This window comes from Halomonas sp. H10-59 (genome assembly GCF_040070555.1).
GTDB classification, from domain to species: domain Bacteria; phylum Pseudomonadota; class Gammaproteobacteria; order Pseudomonadales; family Halomonadaceae; genus Halomonas; species Halomonas litopenaei.
In genome coordinates this window covers 3,336,612-3,359,620 of record NZ_CP098828.1, presented here as the reverse complement: position 1 = coordinate 3,359,620, position 23,009 = coordinate 3,336,612, and the positions used below count along the sequence as shown (strand labels likewise).

15 protein-coding genes are annotated in these 23,009 nt (G+C 64.0%); 9 read left to right on the top strand and 6 right to left on the bottom strand.

Annotated elements, in window-relative coordinates; all coding sequences use genetic code 11:
- The first annotated feature begins 369 nt into the window (after positions 1-369).
- Positions 370-7,041, top strand: coding sequence for a retention module-containing protein (locus NFG57_RS14645; RefSeq protein WP_348814609.1), 6,672 nt, complete (start codon positions 370-372; stop codon positions 7,039-7,041).
- A 212-nt stretch (positions 7,042-7,253) separates the two neighbouring features.
- On the opposite strand, the gene cobO is transcribed toward NFG57_RS14645, so the two are convergent.
- Positions 7,254-7,859, bottom strand: a complete 606-nt coding sequence (gene cobO / locus NFG57_RS14640) for a cob(I)yrinic acid a,c-diamide adenosyltransferase (RefSeq protein WP_045992569.1) — start codon at positions 7,857-7,859, stop codon at positions 7,254-7,256.
- A 78-nt stretch (positions 7,860-7,937) separates the two neighbouring features.
- Positions 7,938-9,500, bottom strand: a complete 1,563-nt coding sequence (locus tag NFG57_RS14635) for a RimK family protein (RefSeq protein ID WP_045992570.1) — start codon at positions 9,498-9,500, stop codon at positions 7,938-7,940.
- Positions 9,501-9,828: 328 nt separating this feature from the next.
- Between NFG57_RS14635 and NFG57_RS14630 the strand changes: the two genes are divergently transcribed.
- The 4 genes from NFG57_RS14630 (at position 9,829) to pepN (ending at position 14,273) form a co-directional block, all read left to right on the top strand.
- The gene (locus NFG57_RS14630; protein ID WP_348814608.1) at positions 9,829-10,449 is read left to right on the top strand and encodes an N-acetyltransferase; all 621 of its coding nucleotides are present in this window, start codon (positions 9,829-9,831) and stop codon (positions 10,447-10,449) included.
- 27 nt (positions 10,450-10,476) lie between these two features.
- The gene (locus NFG57_RS14625; RefSeq protein ID WP_045992571.1) at positions 10,477-10,962 is read left to right on the top strand and encodes a YajQ family cyclic di-GMP-binding protein; all 486 of its coding nucleotides are present in this window, start codon (positions 10,477-10,479) and stop codon (positions 10,960-10,962) included.
- A gap of 173 nt (positions 10,963-11,135) precedes the next feature.
- Positions 11,136-11,516 (top strand): YbaN family protein, encoded by a 381-nt coding sequence (locus NFG57_RS14620; protein ID WP_231498735.1) that lies wholly within the window; start codon positions 11,136-11,138, stop codon positions 11,514-11,516.
- A 123-nt stretch (positions 11,517-11,639) separates the two neighbouring features.
- Positions 11,640-14,273, top strand: coding sequence for an aminopeptidase N (pepN, locus tag NFG57_RS14615; protein ID WP_348814607.1), 2,634 nt, complete (start codon positions 11,640-11,642; stop codon positions 14,271-14,273).
- A 112-nt stretch (positions 14,274-14,385) separates the two neighbouring features.
- Here pepN and NFG57_RS14610 read toward each other — a convergent pair whose 3' ends face one another.
- A complete protein-coding gene (locus NFG57_RS14610; RefSeq protein ID WP_045992573.1) occupies positions 14,386-14,679 on the bottom strand; it encodes a hypothetical protein in 294 nt (97 codons plus the stop codon).
- Between the two features lie 297 nt (positions 14,680-14,976).
- A complete protein-coding gene (locus tag NFG57_RS14605; protein ID WP_205254743.1) occupies positions 14,977-16,599 on the bottom strand; it encodes a cation:proton antiporter family protein in 1,623 nt (540 codons plus the stop codon).
- Between the two features lie 258 nt (positions 16,600-16,857).
- On the opposite strand from NFG57_RS14605, the gene yegS reads away from it, so the two are divergent.
- Positions 16,858-17,787 (top strand): lipid kinase YegS, encoded by a 930-nt coding sequence (yegS, locus tag NFG57_RS14600; protein WP_045993797.1) that lies wholly within the window; start codon positions 16,858-16,860, stop codon positions 17,785-17,787.
- A 406-nt stretch (positions 17,788-18,193) separates the two neighbouring features.
- A complete protein-coding gene (locus NFG57_RS14595; protein WP_348814606.1) occupies positions 18,194-18,754 on the top strand; it encodes a hypothetical protein in 561 nt (186 codons plus the stop codon).
- 282 nt (positions 18,755-19,036) lie between these two features.
- Here the strand turns inward: NFG57_RS14595 and NFG57_RS14590 are convergent, their stop codons facing one another.
- On the bottom strand, positions 19,037-19,243 hold the full coding sequence (locus NFG57_RS14590; protein ID WP_045993796.1) for a cold-shock protein: 207 nt from the start codon (positions 19,241-19,243) through the stop codon (positions 19,037-19,039).
- A gap of 357 nt (positions 19,244-19,600) precedes the next feature.
- Here NFG57_RS14590 and NFG57_RS14585 point away from each other — a divergent pair, with 357 nt between their 5' ends.
- Positions 19,601-20,026, top strand: a complete 426-nt coding sequence (locus tag NFG57_RS14585; protein WP_045993795.1) for a TM2 domain-containing protein — start codon at positions 19,601-19,603, stop codon at positions 20,024-20,026.
- Entirely contained in the window at positions 20,026-20,679 is a 654-nt protein-coding gene (locus tag NFG57_RS14580) for a LysE family translocator (protein ID WP_045993794.1), read from the top strand. The genes NFG57_RS14585 and NFG57_RS14580 overlap by 1 nt, the downstream gene beginning before the upstream one ends.
- A gap of 158 nt (positions 20,680-20,837) precedes the next feature.
- Here the strand turns inward: NFG57_RS14580 and NFG57_RS14575 are convergent, their stop codons facing one another.
- Positions 20,838-22,781 (bottom strand): transglycosylase SLT domain-containing protein, encoded by a 1,944-nt coding sequence (locus NFG57_RS14575; RefSeq protein WP_348814605.1) that lies wholly within the window; start codon positions 22,779-22,781, stop codon positions 20,838-20,840.
- Positions 22,782-23,009: the final 228 nt, after the last annotated feature.

Here is a 23,009-nt window from a genome sequence, read left to right as displayed (position 1 = left end):
GATGAGGGGAGGAATGCTTCGTTGAACAGTGGCTTATGTTTTGAGTAAGAGGCGGGCAGGGTTACCGGGAGGGACCGAAGCTCACATGCGTACACAGACGAGTATGAAGTTTCTCGCCATCATTGGTGTTAGTTAAGTATGAATGACGCGAAGTTATTGGCGTTAATTATATGAACGTTGTTTTCAGAAGTTTGCATAAAGCACCAATTGAATAGATGGGTCCCGAAAACACTGTACTTGAGTCCAATGCTAGTCATAAAAAAGCTTCGCTAATACTGCTTCCACAGTGTGCCGATAAGGTGCGTTATCGAGGACAAAAATATCCTTGGGCGCGCTCGATAAACGACAACGAGCATCAGGGGAAGCGACATGAGCACGGCGACGGTGGTGATGGTACAGGGGCAGGCTTTTGTTCAGGGCACCGATGGAAGCCTTCGCGAACTCAGGCCGGGAGACGTGATCAGCGACGGGGAGCGCCTGGTGACGTCACAGGGTGGTGAAATCTCGATTTCGCCCGGTGGCGTCGGCGACCCCGTGACACTTTCCGGTAGCGGACAGGTGCGCCTGTTGCCTTCCACCACCGAGCTTGCCGGCCCTTCGCTGGTCGATCAGGGGATTGTGCAGACCACCGACGACTCGGCGCCCATTGCTGCACCCGCGACCCCTTTGGGCAGCCCGGTGACGGCTGGCGCGGCTGTCGGCATTGACGCACCGGTTCCCGAGGGTACCCAGGCGTCCGGCTCCACGGACGATGAGCTCGCGGCTCTCGCCCAGATCGCCGAGCAGGCCGACAACGTGCTGGGTGACGAAGAGCTCAACGAGCTGTTGGCCGCCATCGACTCCGGCGAAGGCGACCTGTTCGATGATCTTGAGGATCCGGCGGCCGGCGGCACCGGCGGGGGAGGGGACGACGAGGGCAGTGGTTTTGTCCGTCTGCTGCGCATCGTGGAGACGGTGGATCCGCTGGCCTTCCAGTTTGGCCTTGAGGGGCGCGATGGTCCCATCGAGCGCGATTTCACCGGTGTCGACGCGGTGGATCCCGGCGATGACGACGAAGGTGTCACCCTGACCGGTCTCGATGGCCCCGAAGATCCCACTGGCCCCGGTGGTCCTGATGGCCCTGATGGACCCGGTGGCCCAGGTGGCCCAGGTGGCCCCGGTGGTCCTGGCGGTCCTGGCGAGCTGCCGATTGGCGCCGCTGGTGCCGAGCAGGTGCTGTTCGAAGCAGACCTGGCCGGCGGTAGCCGTGGTGACGCCACCCAGCTGATTCGCACCGGCTCCTTTGGGTTTGATTCACCTGACGGCCTGGCCACCCTGACGGTGGGGCCGGTTTCCCTGACGCTTGCCCAGCTTGATGCCCTGGGGACCTCGCCGGTCACCATCGTCACCGATCATGGTGTGGTGACGCTGACCGGCTTCACCGGGTCGGCCGCAGGGGGCACCGTCAGCTACACCTATGAACTGACCAACAACGTCGACAATGACAGCGTTGCCGGCGCCACCGATGGCGGCTATCTCGAGAGCCTGAATGTCCAGGCGGTGGACGTGGACGGTAGTAGCGCCAGCGGCTCGCTCGACATTTTGATCGTGGATGACGCGCCCCGCGCCGAGGACGATCCTACCGTCGAGACCACCGACGATACGGCGGTGAGTATCAATGTCATCACCAATACGACCGGCGCCGATACTCTCGGTGCCGACGGCGCCGAGCTGACCGCTGCAGAACTGGTGGACAGCACCGCCGGCAGCCTGGACTTCAACGCCGACGGTACCATCACCTTTACTCCGGCGGCGGGCTTCGAGGGGACCGCCGAAATCCTCTATACCCTGACCGACAACGACGGTGACACCAGCCAGGCGACCTGGCGGGTGGAGGTGGAGGACGACGAGCCCGAGATCGAGGTCAATCCCGAGTCGCCCAATGCCTCGGGCAACAACGAAGTCGACGAGGCGGGTCTCGACGATGGCGGGAGCAAGGCCCCCACCGACCTCGAGACCGCTCTGGGGTCGCTCACCATCGACACCGGCAGCGACAGCCTGGCCAAGGTGGAGATCGATGGTATCGATGTGACCGACGGTACCGAGGCCAATCCTGTCGAGGTCGACGGAGACCTCGGCACCCTAGAGGTGTGGAAGGATAGCGCGGGGACCTATCAGTATCGCTATACCCTGACCGACAACAGCACAGACCACACCAGCCAGGGCACCGCCAGCGACGCTGTGCAGGACGCTTTCAGCGTGGTGGTGACCGACTCCGACGGTGACGCCAGTGATCCGGCCACCCTGACCATCGACATCAAGGATGACGTGCCCGAGGCCAAGGATGACGAGACTATCGGCGCGTCCGACAATGCTCCGGTCATGTTGAACGTTATCAACGATGGGCCAGGCGCCGATACGCTCGGTGCCGATGGCGCCGAGCTGACCGCTGCAGAACTGGTGGACAGCACCGCCGGCAGCCTGGACTTCAACGCCGACGGTACCATCACCTTTACTCCGGCGGCGGGCTTCGAGGGGACCGCCGAAATCCTCTATACCCTGACCGACAACGACGGTGATACCAGCCAGGCGACCTGGCGGGTGGAGGTGGAGGACGACGAGCCCGAGATCGAGATCAATCCCGAGTCGCCCAATGCCTCGGGCAACAGCGAGGTCGACGAGGCGGGTCTCGATGACGGCGGAAGCAAGGCGCAGACCGACCTCGAGACCACTCTGGGGTCGCTCACCATCGACACCGGCAGTGACACCCTGGCCAAGGTGGAGATCGATGGTATCGATGTGACCGACGGTACCGAGGCCAATCCGGTCGAGGTCGACGGAGACCTCGGCACCCTGGAGGTGTGGAAGGATAGCGCGGGGACCTATCAGTATCGCTATACCCTGACCGACAACAGCACAGACCACACCAGCCAGGGCACCGCCAGCGACGCTGTGCAGGACGCCTTCAGCGTGGTGGTGACCGACTCCGACGGTGACGCCAGTGATCCGGCCACCCTGACCATCGACATCAAGGATGACGTGCCCGCGGCCAAGGATGACACCGCCGAGACCGACGAGAACCAGCCGATCACCGTCAATGTGCTCGACGGTACGGCGGGCGAGCCTGACGTGGCCGGGGCCGACGGTCCCTACACCTTCGTCACCGACAGCGTGAGCCTGGAAAGCGGCAGCGGCACCATCACCAACGTCGACGCCAACGGCAATATCACCTTCACGCCGGCCGACGGCTTCGAGGGTGACGCGGTGATCAACTACGCGATCCGCGACGCCGACGGTGATATCAGCAGCGCGACCCTGACGATCACCGTGGACGCCACGCCCGAGGTCGAGGTCAATCCCGAGTCGCCCAACGCCTCGGGCAACAGCGAGGTGGACGAGGCAGGTCTCGACGATGGCGGGAGCAAGGCCGCCACCGACCTCGAGACCGCTCTGGGGTCGCTCACCATCGACACCGGCAGCGACAGCCTGGCCAAGGTGGAGATCGATGGTATCGATGTGACCGACGGTACCGAGGCCAATCCGGTCGAGGTCGACGGAGACCTCGGCACCCTGGAGGTGTGGAAGGATAGCGCGGGGACCTATCAGTATCGCTATACCCTGACCGACAACAGCACGGACCATACAAGCCAGGGTACCGCCAGCGACGCTGTGCAGGACGCCTTCAGCGTGGTGGTGACCGACTCCGACGGTGATGCCAGTGATCCGGCCACCCTGACCATCGACATCAAGGATGACGTGCCCGAGGCCAAGGATGACACCGCCGAGACCGACGAGAACCAGCCGATCACCGTCAATGTGCTCGACGGTACGGCGGGCGAGCCTGACGTGGCCGGGGCCGACGGTCCCTACACCTTCGTCACCGACAGCGTGAGCCTGGAAAGCGGCAGCGGCACCATCACCAACGTCGACGCCAACGGCAATATCACCTTCACGCCAGCCGACGGCTTCGAGGGTGACGCGGTGATCAACTACTCGATCCGCGACGCCGACGGTGATATCAGCAGCGCGACCCTGACGATCACTGTGGACGCCACACCCGAGGTCGAGGTCAATCCCGAGTCGCCCAACGCCTCGGGCAACAACGAAGTGGACGAGGCGGGTCTCGACGACGGCGGGAGCAAGGCCCCCACCGACCTCGAGACCACTCTGGGGTCGCTCGCCATCGACACCGGCAGCGACAGCCTGGCCAAGGTGGAGATCGATGGTATCGATGTGACCGACGGCACCGAGGCCAGTCCGGTCGAGGTCGACGGAGACCTCGGCACCCTGGAGGTGTGGAAGGATAGCGCGGGGACCTATCAGTATCGCTATACCCTGACCGACAACAGCACGGACCATACCAGCCAGGGCACCGCCAGCGACGCTGTGCAGGACGCCTTCAGCGTGGTGGTGACCGACTCCGACGGTGACGCCAGTGATCCGGCCACCCTGACCATCGACATCAAGGATGACGTGCCCCAGGTGTTCTCCGAGGCGGAGCACGCCCTGGAGAGTGGCAACGGCACTTTGGACTTCGGGCCCAACGTCGGAGCCGATGGGGTCGGGGAGGTGGTCTTTGCCGCCGCCCTCGACGGACAGCCGGCGACGGATAGCCAGGGCAACGCGCTGCGAGTCGACGGCAAGCCGCTGAGCTATCGTTTGAGCGCTGATGGAACGACGCTGTATGCCGAAAGCGCCGACGGTGCCGAGGACGGCTTCAGCGTCACGCTCAACGCAGCAGGTGACGGCTACAGCGTCGAGGTGATCGGTGCGATCACCAATGGCGAGGCGTTCGACTCAAGCCCGGCAGATGCACAGACGATCGGTGACTATCTGGCCTTGCACGCCGGCGATGACGTCGCGGTCAACGACCTCTTGCTGTCGGGAACGACCGACCAGGATAGCGACGGCCGTATCGCCCTTGGTACCGACGGGACCCTGCGCATCGATGCGCTCAAGGGCATCACCGCTTCCGGGACGACGCCTGAATGGCAGGACCACGTCGGCCTGACGAGCTATTCGCAGAAGGTCCATGTGACCAACGGCGTCACCGCCGCTCTGTTGCTCTCTGCCGTCGTGTTCGATGCTGAAGGCGCAGGCAGCGGTGATCCAGGGGCGACCAGCGGTGCCGCCATGGATCTGAGCGTCGATGACGTCAAGGTGTTCGACGCTCGGGGCGTGGATGTCACGGGAAGGGTGTCGTTGGTCGATACCGGCGATGGCATTGAGGTCGACGGCCTCAAGGATGGCTGGGAGGTGCGCCTGAGCACCGGTGACGATCGCCCCTTCGAGGCGGTCTCCATCGAGGCGCAGCAGAGTGGCAGTGAGTCCCCTGGCGATCTGTCACTGGGTGACATCAACCATCGCAGCGGCGAGCAGCGCGAGGACTTCGAGGTGCCCCTCGGTCTGGTCGGTGTCGATGGCGACGGCGATCGGCTCGAGAGCACCCTGACCCTTAACGGAGAGGCACCGGATACCCTGTACGTGGATGACAACGACAACAGCGAACAGGCCGGTGGTGATGGCGACGACGTGCTGATCGGCGACGCCGGCGGGGTGGCCCAGGCGCAGCCGGAGAATTACAACCTGTCACTGATCATCGATAGCTCGGGCAGCATGGGCAATGCGTCGGGCACCGCCGGCAAGACGCGGATGCAGCTGGCCAAGGACGCCCTGGAGAATCTTCTTATCCATCTCCAGACCTACGGTGGGACCATCAATCTGCAGATCGTGGACTTTGACTCCCTGGTGAGGCCTGGGCTCGACGGCACAGGTCAGACGGTTGATTCGCTGATCATTGAGAACTTCGGCCCTGATGATCTTCAGGATGCCATTGATTATATCGAGGCCATGGTGGCTTTCGGGGGCACCAACTACGAGGCTGGGTTCAACGAATCCGAGACGTTCTTCGAAGGTATTGCTGGCTCGACCTCGGGTTACAAGAACCTCGCGCTGTTTCTGACCGATGGCGAGCCGACTTACCATGTCAATAGCTCAGGTGGCTTCAGCGGCCCCGGAGGCAACAACAGCACCGCGGTGATGACGCAATCGATCGCCGCCTTCAATGACTTGGTCGCCAATGATGTCGAGGTGGCCGCCATCGGCATCGGCAACGGGATCAACGAGGAAACGCTTGAGTACTTCGATAACAGCAACGTCGATGGCACCGGAGGCCTGACCATTGGCGGTACGACGTTTAATGATCCGGTCGGCCAGGTGCAGATCGTCAACGACGAGGACGGTCTCAACAGTGCCATCCAGGAAGCCGCAGGAGGGCTTCTGGCACTTGGCGATGACGTCCTCTCGGGCGGAGGCGGCGACGACATCCTGATCGGCGATGTGCTTAACAGTGACCACCTGGCCTGGACGAATACCGACACCGGAGAGGTCTTTACCGCGGGTGGGCATGACGGTCTGGGCTACGAAGGGCTCTACGAATACGTCAAGTGGGGAGTCAATGGTGGTACCGAACCCACCGATGGCGAAATGATCGGTTATATCCGGGACAATCTCGATGACCTGATTGACGAGTCGCGTGATGAAGGCGGGATCAACACCCTGGACGGCGGCGACGGCAACGACACCCTGATCGGCGGCGCCGGGGGGGATACCCTCCTTGGCGGCGAAGGTAATGACACCCTGGTTGGTGGCAAGGGCAACGATACGCTCGATGGCGGCGCGGGCAACGATATCATCGATCTGGGCACCGGTGCCGATGTGGTCGCCTGGAATGATGGCGACGCTGGGACCAGTGCTGCGCCTGCCAGTGATGAGATCAATGACTTTACCCTGGGGGAGGTCGGCAGTGACGCCGAGGCCGATCGCCTGGAGATGTCGGATCTACTCGATGGAGCGACCGAGGCAACCGTCAACAACTATCTTTACGCCGAGGAGGACGGCGGCGGCAATACCGTGTTGTACGTGAAGAGCGATGGTGGCATCGGCAATACAGGAGGCGATGCCGATCAGGTCATTACCCTCAATGGCGTCGATATGGGGGGACAGGACTCGGCGACCTTCCTGCAGCAGATGATCGACGACGGCCAGTTGCAGGTGGAGTAGCAGGTGGAATAGCAGGTTGAGTTGCAGGGCAGCGGTCTCCCTCGGCGCGCCCGGGGGAGGCCGACGCCGGGCCGGGGCGTCCGGTCTCGGCGAGTGAAAAGGAACAGAGCCCGGCTGGCGTCGGGCTCTGTGTCGTTGAGTCGAGCGGCTCTTGTGGCACGCGGCGCGAGGTGCCTATCGTCGCTCGCGGCGCTTGCTGGCGTCGGGTGTGGTCAGAAGTCGATGCCGCGGCGGGCCTTGAGGCCATTGGTGAAGCCGTGCTTGACCTCCTGCATCTCGGTCACGGTGTCGGCCATGGCAACCAGTTCGCGATGGGCGTTGCGCCCGGTGATGATGACCGTCTGCTCGGCAGGCCGGTTGGCGATGGCCGTGCGCACGGTGTCGATGTCCAGGTAGCCGAACTTGAGCATGTAGGTGATCTCGTCGAGCACCACCAGATAGACCTCGGGGTCAGCCAGCATGCGGCTGGCCTCCTGCCAGACCTCGCGGCATGCCTGGGTGTCCGACTCGCGATTCTGGGTATCCCAGGTGAAACCGGTGGCCATGATCGCCACCTCGAGGTTGTCGTCGGCCTCGAGACGGTCGCGCTCTCCGCACTCCCACAGTCCCTTGATGAACTGCACCACGCCCACCCGGTAGCCGTAACCCAGGGCGCGGGTGACGGTGCCCCAGGCGGCGGTGGTCTTGCCCTTGCCGTTGCCGGTAAACACCAGCATCAGCCCGCGCTCCTCGTCGGCGGCGGCGACCTTGGCGTCGACGTGGGACTTGAGCTTCTCCATGGCCTTCTTGTGTCGGGTGTTTCTGTCCTGCTCGCTCATGCCGGCTCCCGCTGTCTGGTGAAAAGCGCAGGGTAGCCGAGGCGGACGCCGGCGTCAGCCCGGATATGCCTTTCCGCCTCAGCCGGGATCATTGGCTGGAAGGCTCTGGCGTCCCGCCTGGGGCGAAGCCGTGTTAGCCGAGCGTGCCTGTCGGCGCGCCTCCATGCGCCTGGCGAAGACCTCCATCAGGCGATCGTAGAGCGCCGCACCCAGCACGCTGTCCTCGATGCCCGCATCGATGTTGGGATTGTCGTTGACCTCGATCACCAGCACACGGTCGCCGACCTGCTTGAGGTCGACACCGTAGAGGCCATTGCCGATCAGCCGGGTGGCCTTGAGCGCCGCACGCAGCACGGCGGCCGGCACCTCGTCGATGGGGTGGCTGCTGAAGCCGCCGCTGCGGGTGCGAGCACCGGAATGATCGTAGATCTGCCAATGGCCACGGGCCATGTAGTAGCGGCTGGCGAACAGCGGAGCACCGTCGAGCACGCCGATGCGCCAGTCGTATTCGGTAGGCAGCCATTCCTGCAGCAACAGCAGGTCCGAGCTCTTGAACAGGGTATCGGCTTCCCGCGCCAGCGATTCGCTGGACGTCACCTTGACGATGCCACGGGAGAAGGCGCCATCGGGGACCTTCAGCACCCTCGGGTAGCTGAGACCCTGCGTCTGCTCGAGGAGACGTGCTCGATCCGAACGCTTGAGCAACAGTCCCTCGGGAGCGGCGACCCCCCGGGTGCGAAGCAGTTCATGCAGATAGACCTTGTTGGTGCAGCGCAGAATGTCCTGGGGCGCGTCGATGACCACCAGGCCCTCGTGTTCGGCACGCCGGGCCATGCGCCAGGTGGGGTGGTCGAGGGCGGTGGTCTGGCGCAGAAACAGAGCGTCGAACTCGGCCAGCCGGGCGCTGTCGCGATGGGTGATGAGCGAGACATTGATGCCCTGGCGCCGACCGGCGCGGATAAATTGCTTGAGCGCGCCCTTGTTGCTGGGCGGCAGGTGTTCTTCAGGGTCGATCAACATGGCCAGGTCGAAGCGATAGCGCCTCCGCGCCCTGGGGGTACGCCAGATCTTCAGCGAATGGCGATTGAGGGCGCGAGCGAAGGCGTCCTGCTCGTCTTCATGAAGCCGCCCAAGCGCAAGCGGACGCAGCCGCACCAGTCGATAGCCCTGGGCGGTGCGATTCAGGCGCGCCTCCATCAGCGGACAGGGCAGGCGCTCGAACAGGCGGCGGGCGACGCGTGCCAGCAGGGGCTCGACGCATTCGCCGAACAGCACCCTGAAATGGACGTCATCGCCGAGTCGCTCGACCGCAGCGGGCCGGCTCAGCTCATCGAGCAGCCCGGTAAGGCCCTCGAGCTGCATGTCGGTGGTCGACTTGCGGCGCAGGGAGTTGAGGGTATCGACACTGGGGATCACTCTGGCACCCCGCGCCTGGGCGAGCAGCGAGACATAGTAGCCTCGGCCCAGGTAGCCGAGGTCGGAACACAGGTTGATGACCTGTGCGCTGGTGGCGCCCGAGGTGGCCTTGGCATCGGCGATGTCCGCGGCGTCGACATAGTGGTCGGCGTCGATCACATCGTCACTGGGGTGGTAGGGCTGCCAGTCGCGCTGGCGGTCGACAACGATACGCAGGGCGCACATCGCAAGAATTCCTCGGCAGGGGGCGAGATAGGGGCGAGACAAGGGGCGAAGCTGGTACGAAACTGGGACGAGACAACGGCGGAGCAAGGGCGAAGCAAGGCCGAAACAAGGTGATAGCCCGAAGCCGGAGGACACCGCACGAGTCGGGGGAGAGGTCAGGGCCGACGGTGGCAGGATGCGCCTGGGTTGGCGGCAAAGCAATACGGCAAGAAAGTGAAAAATATTCATTCTGTCGGCGGCTGACAGCGGCGTGTGGGCCAGACAGAATCAACAGATAACACACGTCGCCCGAGTCGGGCGTCGGGCTGCCGAGACGGGACCTCTCACTATGCCACTTGCCTTGCGTTCGGCCACCCCAAGCGATCTCGATGCCCTGGAGGGACTGGAGAGTCGCGGTTTTTCGGGGGACCGCTTCACTCGTCGCCAATTGCGCCACCTGCTCCAGCGCGCCCATGGGCTGACCCTGATCGCCGAGGACGCCACCGGCTCCGTTGTGCCTCTCGGCTACGGTACCTTGCTGTTTCGTCGCAACAGCCGCGCAGCGCGCCTCTATTCGCTGTGTGTGGCCCCCGAGGCGCGTGGCCAAGGAGTGGGCAAGGCCTTGCTCGAGGCGCTCGAGCGTGATGGGCGCAAGCGTGGCTGCGAGCGCATGACGCTGGAGGTGCGGGCCGACAATCGTGTTGCTCTCGGCCTCTATCGACGGGCGGGCTTTCGCCTGGCTTGCTGGCTCGACGACTACTATGAGGATGGCTGTGCCGCCTGGCGCATGGTCAAGGCGCTGGGCCTGTCTCGAGAGCAGCCTGCCGTCGTGCCTCAGGGTTCACCGTCCGTGGCAGCTCCAGCGACATCTTCTGCGCCGTCTTCTACACCACCTTCCGAGCCGTCCTCCGTGACATCCCGGGAGGACGCGGTAGTGACACCCTGCGGGTCGCCGTCGATGGTAGACTAGCGTTTTTGTCAGCGGAGCAGAGCGAGCATGCCCTCTTTCGATATTGTGTCCGAATTCGATCGCCACGAAGCCCAGAACGCCGTGGACCAGGCTAACCGTGAGGTCCAGGGGCGCTTTGACTTTCGCGGTGTCGACGCCGGTTTCGAGCTGTCCGATGAATCCGTGGCGTTGCACGCCGAGGTCGACTTCCAGCTCAAGCAGATGCTCGACATCCTGCGCAACAAGCTGATCGCCAGAAGCATCGACCCGCGCATCATGGACGTTCAGGACGCCGAGCTGTCCGGCGTCAAGGCGCGTCAGACGGTCGCCCTCAAGCAGGGGCTGGAGCAGAAGGAAGCCAAGGACATCGTCAAGCGCATCAAGGACTCGAAGCTCAAGGTCCAGGCCCAGATCCAGGGCGACAAGGTACGCGTGACCGGCAAGAAGCGCGATGACCTGCAAAGTGTGATGGCACTGCTGCGCGGTGATGAGGGCCCTGATCTGGCGCTGCAGTTCGACAACTTCCGCGACTGACAGGATCGGCGGCTGACATGTCTCTGTGCCGGCATCGTGAGGCGAGTGGCCCTGCGGATTCGGCAGGCTACTGGCCTGATAGCGGCGTCCGATTGGCCTCGTCGCACCTGCTGCGTTTCAATAAGTGAATTCTTGACCAATTGGCGTGGCGAGTGCGCCGCCGGAGTTCGCCCTTGATTTCCACCACCCGTCGCTTGGCCTGGCAGTTGCTGGCCTGGACCAGCTTTGCCCTCGGTGTCATCGGGGCCTTCGTGCCGCTGCTGCCCAGCACCTGCTTTCTGCTGGTGGCGGTGTGGGCGGCGTCGAAGGGGTCGCCGCGGTTCGCTCGCTGGATTCGCAGTCATCCCCGGTTCGGGCCTGCGGTGGTGGCCTGGGAAGAATCCGGTGCGATTCCCCGTCATGCCAAGTGGATGGCGCTGGCGATGCTGTCACTGTCGGTGGTGGTGCTGTTGATCACGGTGTCACTGTGGTGGTTGAAGCTTGGGTTGACCGTCATGCTGATCGGGATCGCCATCTGGATCGTGACCCGGCCCGAGCCCGCCTCCTCGTCCTGACGTCTGCCGCCCTGATCCGTTTCGCCTGATGGTTCCGACGTGCTCCGGGTCGCGCCGGTTCTTTGAGCCCGGCACGTCCGTACCCGTACAATATCGACGACTTTTCTGATTGGAGCATCCCCGATGTCCGACCCCCAGCCGATCCACCTGAGCGACTATCGTCCGCCGGCCTACCTTGTCTCACGCACCGAGTTGACCTTCGACCTGGCGCCTGGCGCCACCCGCGTCAAGGCACGCCTGCATCTGGAGCGTCATCCCGAGCGCGAGGCCGGTGCACCGCTTTGGCTGGATGGCGAGCAGCTTTCGCTCAAGGCCATCGCCATCGATGGCCAGCCGCTGGAGGAAGGCGAGTACGAACTGACCCGCAAGGGACTGTCGATTACCGGTGCGCCGGAGGCGTTTGTTCTGGACACCGAGATCGAGATCTCGCCCGAGGACAATACCGCGCTATCCGGCCTCTACCGTTCCGGTGGCATGTTCTGCACCCAGTGCGAAGCCGAAGGGTTCCGCCGCATCACCTTCTACCCGGACCGCCCGGACGTGATGGCGACCTTCTCGACCACCGTGATCGGCGACCTGACCCGTGAGCCGGTGTTGCTGTCCAACGGCAATCCGGTGGAGCGGGGTGAGCTGCCGGATGGCCGCCACTTCGTGACCTGGGACGATCCTCATCCCAAGCCCGCCTACCTGTTTGCGCTGGTGGCCGGTGACCTGAAGAAGGTCGAGGACCGCTTTACCACCATGAGCGGCCGCGACGTCACCCTGCAGATCTGGGTCGAGGAAGAAAACCTCGACAAGACCGACCACGCCATGGGCTCACTCAAGCGTGCCATGCGCTGGGACGAAGAGGCCTACGGTCGCGAGTACGATCTGGACCTGTTCATGATCGTGGCGGTCAATGATTTCAACATGGGCGCCATGGAGAACAAGGGGCTCAACATCTTCAACTCGGCGGCGGTGCTGACCCACCCCAACACCGCCACCGACGCTGCCTTCCAGCGGGTCGAGGGAATCGTCGCCCACGAGTACTTCCACAACTGGTCGGGCAACCGCGTTACCTGCCGTGACTGGTTCCAACTGTCGTTGAAGGAAGGCTTCACCGTCTTTCGCGATCAGAGCTTCTCGGCCGAGGTCAATTCCGCGCCGGTCAAGCGCATCGAAGAAGTGTCGTTCTTCCGCACCGCCCAGTTCGCCGAGGACGCAGGCCCCACGGCGCACCCGATTCGCCCCGACTCCTACATCGAGATCGGCAACTTCTACACCCTGACCATCTACGAGAAGGGTGCCGAGGTGGTGCGGATGCTGTCCAACCTGGTGGGGCCGGAGACCTTCCGCAAGGGCTCGGATCTGTACTTCTCGCGCTTCGACGGGCAGGCGGTCACCATCGAGGACTTCGTCGACTGCATGGCCGAGGTGTCCGGGCAGGATCTCCAGCAGTTCATGCGCTGGTACTCCCAGGCGGGTACGCCGGAGATCGACGCCTTCGGCGAGTACGACTACGCCAACTCCCGCTACCGCCTGATCCTGCGTCAGCGCACGCCGGCCACCCCCGGTCAGCCGGAGAAACAGGCGCTGCACATCCCCATTCGCCTGGGCCTGGTCGGCACCAAGAGCGGCCGCGACCTGTCGATGACCCTGGACGGCGAGAGCCTGGGTAGAGACGCCGTGATTCATCTGCGTGAAGACGAGCAGGAGTTCATCTTCAGCGATATCGAAGAGGCTCCGGTGCCCTCGCTGCTGCGCGGGTTCTCGGCGCCGGTCAAGCTGTCCTTCCCCTATTCGCGGGAGGATCTGGCCTTCCTGATGGCCCACGACAGCGATGGCTTCAACCGCTGGGACGCTGGCCAGCGGCTGACCCTGCTGGCACTCGATGATCTGATCGCGGCCCACCGCAATGGCGTCGAGAAGGTCATGGATACGCGCCTGGTCGAGGCCTTCCGCGCACTGATCGAGGAAGGCAATGACGACAAGGCGGTGCTGGCCGAGATGCTGCAACTGCCGAGCGAGGCCTACATCGCCGAACAGCAGCCGCTGGTCGACGTGGACGCCATCCACGCCGCGCGCACCTTCATCCAGCAGTCGCTGGCGCAAGAGCTGCGTGACGAACTGCTGGCACTGTATCGCGACAACCAGAGCGACGCCGCCTACGCGCCCACGCCCGAGCAGATCGGCCAGCGTGCCCTGAAGAATGTCGCGCTGTCCTACCTGATGAGCATCGAGGACGAGGTGGCGATCGAGCTGGCCCAGGCCCAGTTCGAGGCCGACCACAACATGACCGACGTGCGCCATGCGTTGACCCTGCTGGTCCACAGTAGCCGCTCGGATATCGCCGATCCGGCACTCAAGGCCTTCGGGCGCAAGTGGTCCCACGATCCGCTGGTGATGGACCAGTGGTTCAGCCTGCAGGTGACCCGTCCCCAGGCGGACGCCCTGGATCGGGTGCGCTATCTGATGGAGCACCCGGCCTTCTCGCTGAAGAACCCCAACAAGGTGCGCGCGTTGATCGGTGCCTTTGCCGGGCAGAACCGGGTCAACTTCCACCGCCTGGATGGCGAAGGCTATCGCCTGCTGGCCGACGTGGTGATCGAGTTGAACCGGCTGAATCCCGAGATCGCCGCACGCATCATCACGCCGCTGACCCGCTGGCAGCGCTTCGACGAGGCTCGCCAGGCGCTGATGCGCGCCGAGCTGGAGCGCATCCGTGGCGAGGAACTCTCACCCAACGTCTACGAGATCGTGGAAAAGGCGCTGGCCTGATGTAGCGACGACGATCGCTGCTGGATCCACCGTCACAAATGCCAACGCCGCCCCTCGGGGCGGCGTTGTGCTGTGTGCTACCGGCTCGGCTGGCCTTGAAGACCGTCCCGCGTCAGGGCAGCAGCATGCCCAGGGTCAAGAGGCCCAGCAGAGCCCACAGCAGGGCGGCGATGGGGGAGCCTGTGAGGATCGCGCGCAGCCCCCGCCAAAGAAAGAAAAGGCCCAGCACCAGCAGCGCCAGGGTGAAGAAGGTCGGTGCGATGCCCAGCGAGCGAGACAGGCCGTCGATAAAGCCGGCGGCGGCGTCATCGATGCTGTTGAAGAAGGTGCCCAGAGTATCGACCACAAAGCGAATCAGGGTGCCAAGGGCCTCGCCCAGCCAGGTAAAGACGTCTTCCACCGCCATGCATCCTTGTCGTGGAGCTTGCAAAGGGCCTCGGCGCGCGCCTTGAGCACGAGCCTTGGCCATGGGAGCCCCGAGTATCCGCATCCGACCTGTCCACGGCAAGCCCCGTGGCCGAGCGCGTCTGGGTGTTGCACAGGTCTGCGCGCGCCACTTGCTAGGGCTTGTCTGAAAAGTGCCTGCGCTCGGTAATACGGCGTTAAAAATCGGATCAAAATGCTCATTTACACCCCGTAAACTGCGCTGTCTCACCGATTTTTGCCTTGTCTAACCTTCGCTCGTCGACTTTTCGGACAGCGCCTAGCCGAGTTGTTCGGTACGCGAGATGATTCCCGCTTCCTCCGCCGCGCTGTCGGCCAGGGCGCGGCCGGCCTCGTCGTAGACGTGGTAGACCGCGTGGGCGCCCAGTTCGCGGATGGTGTCGATCTCCTCCAGGTACTCGACCACGGCGGTGATCTTGCCCGGGAAGTGGCGGCTTCGCAGCTGCTTCAGGGCGAACAGGTTACCGGCATGGTGGGGCATCGCCAGCACCACCAGTTCTACCTGAGAGGACATCAGCATCTTGTCCCAGAAGTCCGAGTCAACGGCGTCGCCCTCGACGATATTGAAGCCCTTGTCGGCCAGCATCTTCACGCTCTTGGGATTGGAGTCGACCCCCAGCACCTTGAGTCCATACTCCTTGGTCAGGCGACGGTAGACGCTGCGACCGATACGGCCCATGCCCAGCACCACCGCTTCGGCGTCGCCGACCTCGATGGGGCGGTCGCTGGGGGACAGCGACGCCTCGTCGACCGGTGGCAGGCGTGGCTCGAGCCAGCGGTAGAACTGCTCGCTGACGCCATTGAGGATCGCCGATACCACGAAGCTCAGCGCGACCGCGAGCGACACCACCACCAGCCACTGTGGCGCCAGCCAGCCGCTGGATACCGCGATGGCACCGACGATCAGACCGAACTCGGAATAGTTGCTCAGGCTCAGGGTGGCCAGCACCGAGGTGCGGTGGCGCATGCCGAAACGCATCAGAATAAACTGGTAGAGCAGGCTCTTCAGCGGCAACAGCGCCACCAGCAGCAGGGCGATGCCGAACAGCGACCAGCTGGGCAGGGCGGTAAGGCCGATGCTCAGAAAGAAGCCGACCAGCAGCAGTTCCTTGATATTGAACATCGAGCGCGACAGCGTCTGGGCGGCGGGGTGGGGCGCCAGCAGCATGCCGATGATCAGCGCCCCGAGATCCCCCTTGACGCCGACCGCCTCGAACAGGCCGTAGCCCAGCACCAGGGCCATCACCACGCCACACAGCATCTGCATCTCGCCGTGGCCCATGCGGTCGAGCAGCCGTCGCAGCAGCGGCGCCAGCGGCAGCAGCGCGAACAGTCCCAGGGCCCAGGGGCTCGGCAGCTTGCCGGTGGAGGCGGTGAGAAAGATCACCGCAAACAGGTCCTGCATGATCAGGATACCGATGGCCAGGCGTCCGTAGGCCGCATGGGTCTCGCTTCGCTTTTCGAGGACCTTGACCACGAAGACGGTACTGGAGAAGGACAGGGCGAACGCCAGCACCAGCAGCGTCGTCAGGTCGAGTCCAGCGAGTAGACCGTTGGGTGACGTCAGCCAGCCGAGGGTGACGATCGCCTTCAGGACAGCCAGAATACCTACGAACAGCACGACGCTTGCCAGCATATGCAGGCTGGCGCCTCCCCAGACGTCCGGACGCAGCAGGGTCTTGACGTTGAGCTTGAGACCGATGGTAAACAGCATCAGGGTGACGCCAAGGTGGGCGATCAGCGTCAGGACCGGCGTTTCGTCGTAGCCGAGTGCATTGAGGATGAAGCCACCGGCGAGAAAACCCACCAAGGGTGGTAGTCTGAGGGCCATGGCGGCCAGGCCTGAAACAAAGGCGGTCAGCACAAAAATTGGTTCAATCATGCAGGAACTCGGTCGCAAAGGGGGGCGTGTCTTGATCAATTGTAAGGGAAATACGGGTCAAGTCAGCGCTATGGCTGCGATTGTGCCCGTCCCGCAACAGCATAGGTGCGGCGTCGGCAGCAGGACGTGGCCGGAGGCCGGCAGGTATCGGATCGCCGCTGCGGGCCTCCATGCCGGGGGAAGGATGTGATGAAATAGGCGCCGCACAGGGAGGATGTGCGACTTTCATGAACCTCATGTGAAAAAGGAAGCGTCAGGATGACCCAGCCGCCGGGCACCAATCGGCTGATCCTCAACGGACAATCGGCGCAATTGCCGGAAGTGCGAAGCGCTGTCTTCGCCTGTCGGCGAGGCGGCCTCGATGTCGATGTGCGTGTCACCTGGGAAAAGGGCGACGGCGAACGCCAGGCCACCCAGGCTGGACGCGATCGGGTCAAGCGGGTCATCGCCGGCGGTGGTGACGGTACCGTGCATGAGGTGGTCAACGGGCTGATGCAGTTGCCGCGCGAAGAGCGTCCGGAGCTTGCCATCATGCCGTTGGGCAGCGCCAATGACCTGGCCAAGTCCCTGGGCCTGCCGCTCGGCCAGGCAGCGTCGCTGGACGCCGCCTGTCGTCTGCCCAGCCGCTGGGTGGATGTGCCAAGGATGAACGATCGCTATTTCATCAACATGGCCACCGGAGGTTTCGGTGCCGAGATCACCACATCGACGCCGAAGCCACTCAAGCGCTTGATGGGCGGGGGAGCCTACTCGGTGTTCGGTGCCTTCAAGGCCTGGCGCTATCAGCTCTACCAGGGCCACCTGGCCTGGGATGGCGGGGAGAGTCGAGCGGGCATCTTTCTGCTGGGTATCGGCAATGGCATCCAGGCCGGTGGCGGTCAGCAGTTGACGCCGGCGGCGCGACTGGACGACGGCTTGTTCGACGTGCTGCTGGTGCGTGACTTCCGCTCGCTGCGCCAGCTTCGGGCGATGATGCAGGAACTGCGGGCCAGGCCCTACCATGGGCAGTACGTCGACGCCTTTCGCAGCGCCTGGTTGCGCTTTGAAGCCGATGGCGAGGCGCGCCTGCCGCTGACGCTGGACGGCGAAGCCTGCTATCAGCGCGCGTTCGAGGCCCGGGTCATGCCGTTGGCGCTGCGTCTGACCATGCCCGACAGCTGTCGAATGGCCTCACCCCGGGGAGAATGATCAGGGCGGGAGCCGCCATAGACGTCGCCCGATAGGCGAGATTGCGGCGTGCTGCAGCGTCAACGCAAGTTGCGTGGCCGGGGTGGCTTTGGTGCAATAGCGCGCGATCAATCATGGAGATTGGGCGCATGGACAAAGGCTTTATGGAGAGAAGACGATGGCAATGACCCCTCGAATGGCGGCGGCCCTGGTGGCACTGAGCGTACCGCTGTGGCTGGTTGGGTGTGATGGAGAGGAGCCCCCGGCGTCTCAGAGTGAGCCTTCAGCTGCTCAGGAAGAGCCTTCAGCTGCTGTGAAAGAGCCTTCAGCCACTGAAGAAGAGCCGTCCGCTGCTCAGCAAGAGCCCTCAGCTACTGACGAAGAGCCCTCAGCGACTCAACAACAGCCATCCGATTCCGAGAGCGGGATGTCCGCAGCCCAGTCAGAGTCATCGAGTGAAGCGGCGTCGAGCGGGGCCGACGGGGCGCAGACCAACAGTGACGCCGATGGGGCCGATGTAGACCTCGGCAGCAGTGCCACCGACACCCTGGAGCAGGGCCAGGCGCTGCCGGGGGAGAGCACCGAGTCAGATGTCGATGCCATCCTGGAGGAGACCGAGCGTCGCTTCGAGGAAGCGCAACGCAAGATCGACGAGACCTATAAGCAGGCCGAGGCAACGAGCGCTAGCCAAGGCACACCGGACAGTGAAGGGCAGCAGAGCGACGCAGGCGGAGAAGAAGCCTCGGTGCCCTCGGTGCCGGACCCTGTCGAGGAACCGGTGCAACTCGAGGGATCGAGCGAGGAGGTCGACGCCATCCTTCAGGAAACCGAACGCCGGTTCGAGGAAGCCAAGCGCAAGATCGACGAGACCTTCGAGCAGGCCGAGCGCCAGGTCCCCGAGGAGGTGCCCTCCGACGCGGACGCGTCCTTCGATGCCGACGTCAACGCCGAAGGCGACGTCGAGACCCGTACCGACAACTCGCCCTGAGCTGGTATTGGCAGGGCATCAGGTCCGGGTGGCTTAGTCATGGCTTAGTCATGGCTTAGTCATGGGCCCAAGGCTCGCCAGCAAGCTCTTACGGCACCTGATCGGCCCCCCGGCAGGCTCTGTCGGCCAACAAGAAAGGCCCACCATATGGTGGGCCTTCTTGTCGCATGATCGAGGATCGTCACAACTTGCGGCAATCCTGCTCAAGCGCTGTTGCTTCACGGGGTGGCTAGATCACGCAGAATGCGATCTCCCCGTGACAAGGTCAGACAGGCACTAGGCTCAGTCGGCGACCTTGATGTTGGAGGCCTGAAGGCCTTTCTTGCCCTGAGTCACCTCGAAGGAGACCTTCTGGCCGTCCTGCAGGGACTTGAAGCCTTCAGCCTGAATCTCGGAGAAGTGGGCGAACAGATCGTCTCCGCCGTCGTCCGGAGAGATGAAGCCGTAGCCCTTGGTATCGTTGAACCACTTGACAGTGCCAGTTGCCATTGTCGATTTCCTTAACTCGCTAAATGATGGTGCAGGCTCAACCACCCGGGGAGCTTTTCTCCCGTCGTGTGGTCTGAACCCTGTTGCGTGGGCATGACAAGAAAGAAGGGCGCATTGCGTGTTTCGACAATAGAGCGATCGAACTACCACTGCTGACGTTTCTACTTGCTGTCCTACGCTGCGGTCGAGTTCGCGATTCCGATTACCCGGGAAACGACACCTCTGGTGTCGACCACCCCTGGCAGGCGAGAATGGCTTACCTCGACTCGCCAAGTTACTGTAGATCGAAAGGCCAGCAGCGTCCAGCCGGACGCCCGTTGCTGCCTCTTAACGGAAAAGATGACACAAGGAATTCACATGACTGCCCCCGTGATCCATAGCGACGATACCCACTCCAAGGTGGTGGGCTACCTGTTGTGGCTGTTCGGTTTCCTCGGCGCCCACCGGTTCTATTACGGCAAGCCGGTGACCGGCACCATCTGGTTTCTGACCCTCGGACTGTTCTTCATCGGCTGGATCATCGACCTGTTCTTGATCCCGAGCATGGATCGCGAGGCCGACCTGCGGTTCCGCGGTGGTCCCACCAACTACACCCTGGCCTGGGTGCTGCTGACCTTCCTCGGGGTATTCGGCCTGCACCGTTTCTACATGGGCAAGTGGGTGACCGGCATCATCTATCTGCTCACCGGTGGTCTGTTCTTGATCGGCATCCTCTATGACTTCTGGACGCTCAACGACCAGATTTCGCTGAAACACTCCGATAGCCTCGAGTCCGTGCGCTGATGGAAGGCTGGATCGATGCCCAGCTGCTGGGCTTCGTGGTGGCGATCACGCTGTTGAGCGTCACTCCCGGGGTCGACACCTTGCTGGTGATTCGCAACACCGCTCGGGGCGGTCTGCGCGACGGTGTGCTGACCAGCCTGGCGATCTGTTCGGGGCTGTTCGTCCACGCCACCATCTCCGCCCTGGGGGTATCGCTGATCCTGCTGCAGTCGGCCTGGGCGTTTTCGGCGTTGAAGATGATCGGGGCCGGCTACCTGGCCTGGCTGGGAGTCGCCAGCCTGCGTCAGGCCTGGGCCGGCAAGGGGCTCGCGGTGTCGGCGGCGAGTGGCGCCCGCCGCCAGCGCGTATCGCCGTGGCGGCCGCTGCGCGAGGGGTTGCTGTCCAACGTGCTCAATCCCAAGACGGTGGTGTTCTACATGGCCTTTCTGCCCCAGTTCATCGCCCCCACGGATCCGGCCTTGCTGAAGTCCCTGTGGCTTGCCGGTATCCACTTCGTGATTGCCAACCTGTGGCAGATCCTGGTCGCGGTATTGGTGGGCAGCGCCAGCCACTGGCTCGCTCGGCCGGCGTTCTCGCGCGTGCTCAACGGCTTGACCGGTGGTGTGCTGGTGGCGTTCGGGGTCAAACTGGCGTTGACGCGAGCGCCGTCCTGAGCCGACGCGATCGGCGCGGAGGCCAATAGCCCGAGACACAGGCCAGCGAAGCTACCGCAAAAAACCGGACCTCGACAGCAAGAACCCCCGACCACAGGCCGGGGGTTCTTGCTTTGCGAGGCGATCTCACCTCATCGACGCACCGGGGCTCCGCTACATCATCGACGTACCATGGAACCGTCGTAGCGCGCGCTCTTCTCGGCCGCTGTCAGCACCTGTACGCCCTGGGTCGAGCCCTGGGCCAGGCTCTCGAACACTACCCGGTACTCGAGCACCGCGCGGACGTAGCGGCGGGTTTCCTTGAAGGGGATCTCCTCGACGAACAGGTCGAATTCGCCCGGCGCGCGGGCAAGCCAGGTGTCGACCCGGTGGGGGCCGGCGTTGTAGGCCGCCGCCGCGGCGATACGGTTGCCGCCGTAGCGCGCGATCATGTCACGGATATAGGTGCTGCCCAGACGAATGTTGGTGGCCGGGTCGAGCACGCCGTAGGGTCCAGGATCACCGATGCCCACCTGGCGTCCCACCAGCGCGGCGGTACCCGGCATCAACTGCATCAGGCCCCTGGCCCCGGCGGGTGATAGTGCTTCGGGGTTGTAGGCGCTCTCGCGACGGGCGATCCCCATCAGCAGGTAGGGATCGACATTGTTGGCCTGGCCCCAGCGGCGGAAGTCCTCCCGGTAGGCTTCGGGAAAGCGCCAGGGCAGGGCGTCGAGCATCTTGCCGACGATGGTCGTCTGCACCAGGCGTACGTGCCAACCGCGTCCTGCGGCGTAGTCCGCCAGGCGCCGGGCGTCGGTGGGGCCTGCGCTGCGTACCGCGTGATTCCACTCGAGGTTGGCAAGCCCTTCCTGTCCGACGCGCAGCAGCGCCTCGGTGCGACGCACCGTCGGCCAGCCGGCGACCTGCGCGCGCTCGGCTTCGCTGAAACGCGTGTCTTCCATGTTGAGATCGTAGGACTGGCCGAGGCGGTCGGCGGCGACGAAGCCGAAGAAGTCGCGTTGACCCGCTGCCCGGGCGTAGGCGGCCTGCGCGTCTGCCTGCTGCCCGCGCAGGGCCAGCGCGCGGCCCAGCCAGTATTGCCAGCGCGCCTTGGCCTGGGTCTCGGCGGGCATGATGCCAACGGTCCGCTCGACGGCGGCCCAGTCGCGATCGCGGATGGCCAGGCGTGCACGCAGTTCGAACACCTCCGGATCCTGCTGGCCGGCCAGGGCGCCGTCGATCCAGCCGAGCAGGCTGCGCTGGTCGCGGCGCAGGGCGTAATAGATGATCTCGCGCTCCAGCGCTTGGCGCGACTGGGCCGGCAGGCTCACACTGCCGGAGACCTGCTGCCAGGCGGACAGCGCCGCCGCCGGGGATGACTCTGCAGTGGCGATGATGGCGGCCCGCACAAAGGAGGCGGTGCCGGCGCAGTTGGGGCCGACGCAGCGCGCTACGCTTGCCAGTCGCGACGGGTTGGCGGCCACGCTTTGCTGCGCTGCTGCAGCGGAGCTCCAGGCGGGTCCCAATTGACGGCCAAGATAGCTGACCAGTCCGTCTTCGCCGTTTTCCCAGGCCAGCATCATGCGCTCGAAGATTTCCGTGCCACCGATCTCGCCGCGGGCGCGCAGGGTGGAGAATAGCGAGTCGCAGGCATCCGGCTGGGAGCGACCCACCAGCCATAGTTCGCGGCCGCCCTGAGCGGCGACGGCGGGGCTTTGGCCCAGTTGCGCGGTGTAGTAGTAGCACTGCTCGGCGGTGGTCTCGGGAACGCCGCCGGCGACGGCCAGCAGATCGCCGTAGCGCCCGGCCTTGCCGTAGCGCAGGATGGCCTGCTCACGCATCCAGTCACCCAGCGGCGCATCGGCATTGGCCGAGATGTAGCTGAGAACTTCCTGAGGGCTGGCGTTGGGCAGGCGATCGCGCAGACGATAGTACGCCACATAGCCGGCCAGTTCGTGGCCGCGAATGGCGGCGTCGTTGATGTTGTGGAAGTTGCCGCTACGGGCGGCTTCCAGGGCGCTGCGCATGGCGCCGTCACTGCCCTGGGCGGTAGCCGTCAATGGCATGCACAGTGCCGTGGCTGCCACCAGCGGCACGAGGCGACGAAACAAGGCGAATGGCATGGAGACCCTCCTGGTCTGTGAAGAAGAAGACATTGCTGCCTTTTTGTGCCGTAGACGGCGAATCGATGTCGGATCGAAGCCACATGGTGACCGAACCGGCGGGCCTTGAACAGTTGCCCGGCCAGGTTACGAGACTTGACCCCGGTCAGCTTCGCCCCCATGTTGCGATAAGACGACGTCGACGCCATGAAGATAGCCGTTGACACCCGATAAATACCATCGGCAATC

Bases quoted from the DNA above. Each gene is read 5' to 3' on its own strand.
- NFG57_RS14590 (WP_045993796.1), bottom strand. From the start codon at position 19,243: ATGGCAACTGGCACTGTCAAGTGGTTCAACGATACCAAGGGCTACGGC.
- NFG57_RS14585 (WP_045993795.1), top strand. From the start codon at position 19,601: ATGACTGCCCCCGTGATCCATAGCGACGATACCCACTCCAAGGTGGTG.
- NFG57_RS14630 (WP_348814608.1), top strand. From the start codon at position 9,829: ATGCCACTTGCCTTGCGTTCGGCCACCCCAAGCGATCTCGATGCCCTG.
- NFG57_RS14610 (WP_045992573.1), bottom strand. From the start codon at position 14,679: ATGGCGGTGGAAGACGTCTTTACCTGGCTGGGCGAGGCCCTTGGCACC.
- NFG57_RS14625 (WP_045992571.1), top strand. From the start codon at position 10,477: ATGCCCTCTTTCGATATTGTGTCCGAATTCGATCGCCACGAAGCCCAG.
- NFG57_RS14645 (WP_348814609.1), top strand. From the start codon at position 370: ATGAGCACGGCGACGGTGGTGATGGTACAGGGGCAGGCTTTTGTTCAG.
- NFG57_RS14575 (WP_348814605.1), bottom strand. From the start codon at position 22,781: ATGCCATTCGCCTTGTTTCGTCGCCTCGTGCCGCTGGTGGCAGCCACG.
- NFG57_RS14580 (WP_045993794.1), top strand. From the start codon at position 20,026: ATGGAAGGCTGGATCGATGCCCAGCTGCTGGGCTTCGTGGTGGCGATC.
- NFG57_RS14605 (WP_205254743.1), bottom strand. From the start codon at position 16,599: ATGATTGAACCAATTTTTGTGCTGACCGCCTTTGTTTCAGGCCTGGCC.
- cobO (WP_045992569.1), bottom strand. From the start codon at position 7,859: ATGAGCGAGCAGGACAGAAACACCCGACACAAGAAGGCCATGGAGAAG.
- pepN (WP_348814607.1), top strand. From the start codon at position 11,640: ATGTCCGACCCCCAGCCGATCCACCTGAGCGACTATCGTCCGCCGGCC.
- NFG57_RS14595 (WP_348814606.1), top strand. From the start codon at position 18,194: ATGTCCGCAGCCCAGTCAGAGTCATCGAGTGAAGCGGCGTCGAGCGGG.
- NFG57_RS14635 (WP_045992570.1), bottom strand. From the start codon at position 9,500: ATGTGCGCCCTGCGTATCGTTGTCGACCGCCAGCGCGACTGGCAGCCC.
- yegS (WP_045993797.1), top strand. From the start codon at position 16,858: ATGACCCAGCCGCCGGGCACCAATCGGCTGATCCTCAACGGACAATCG.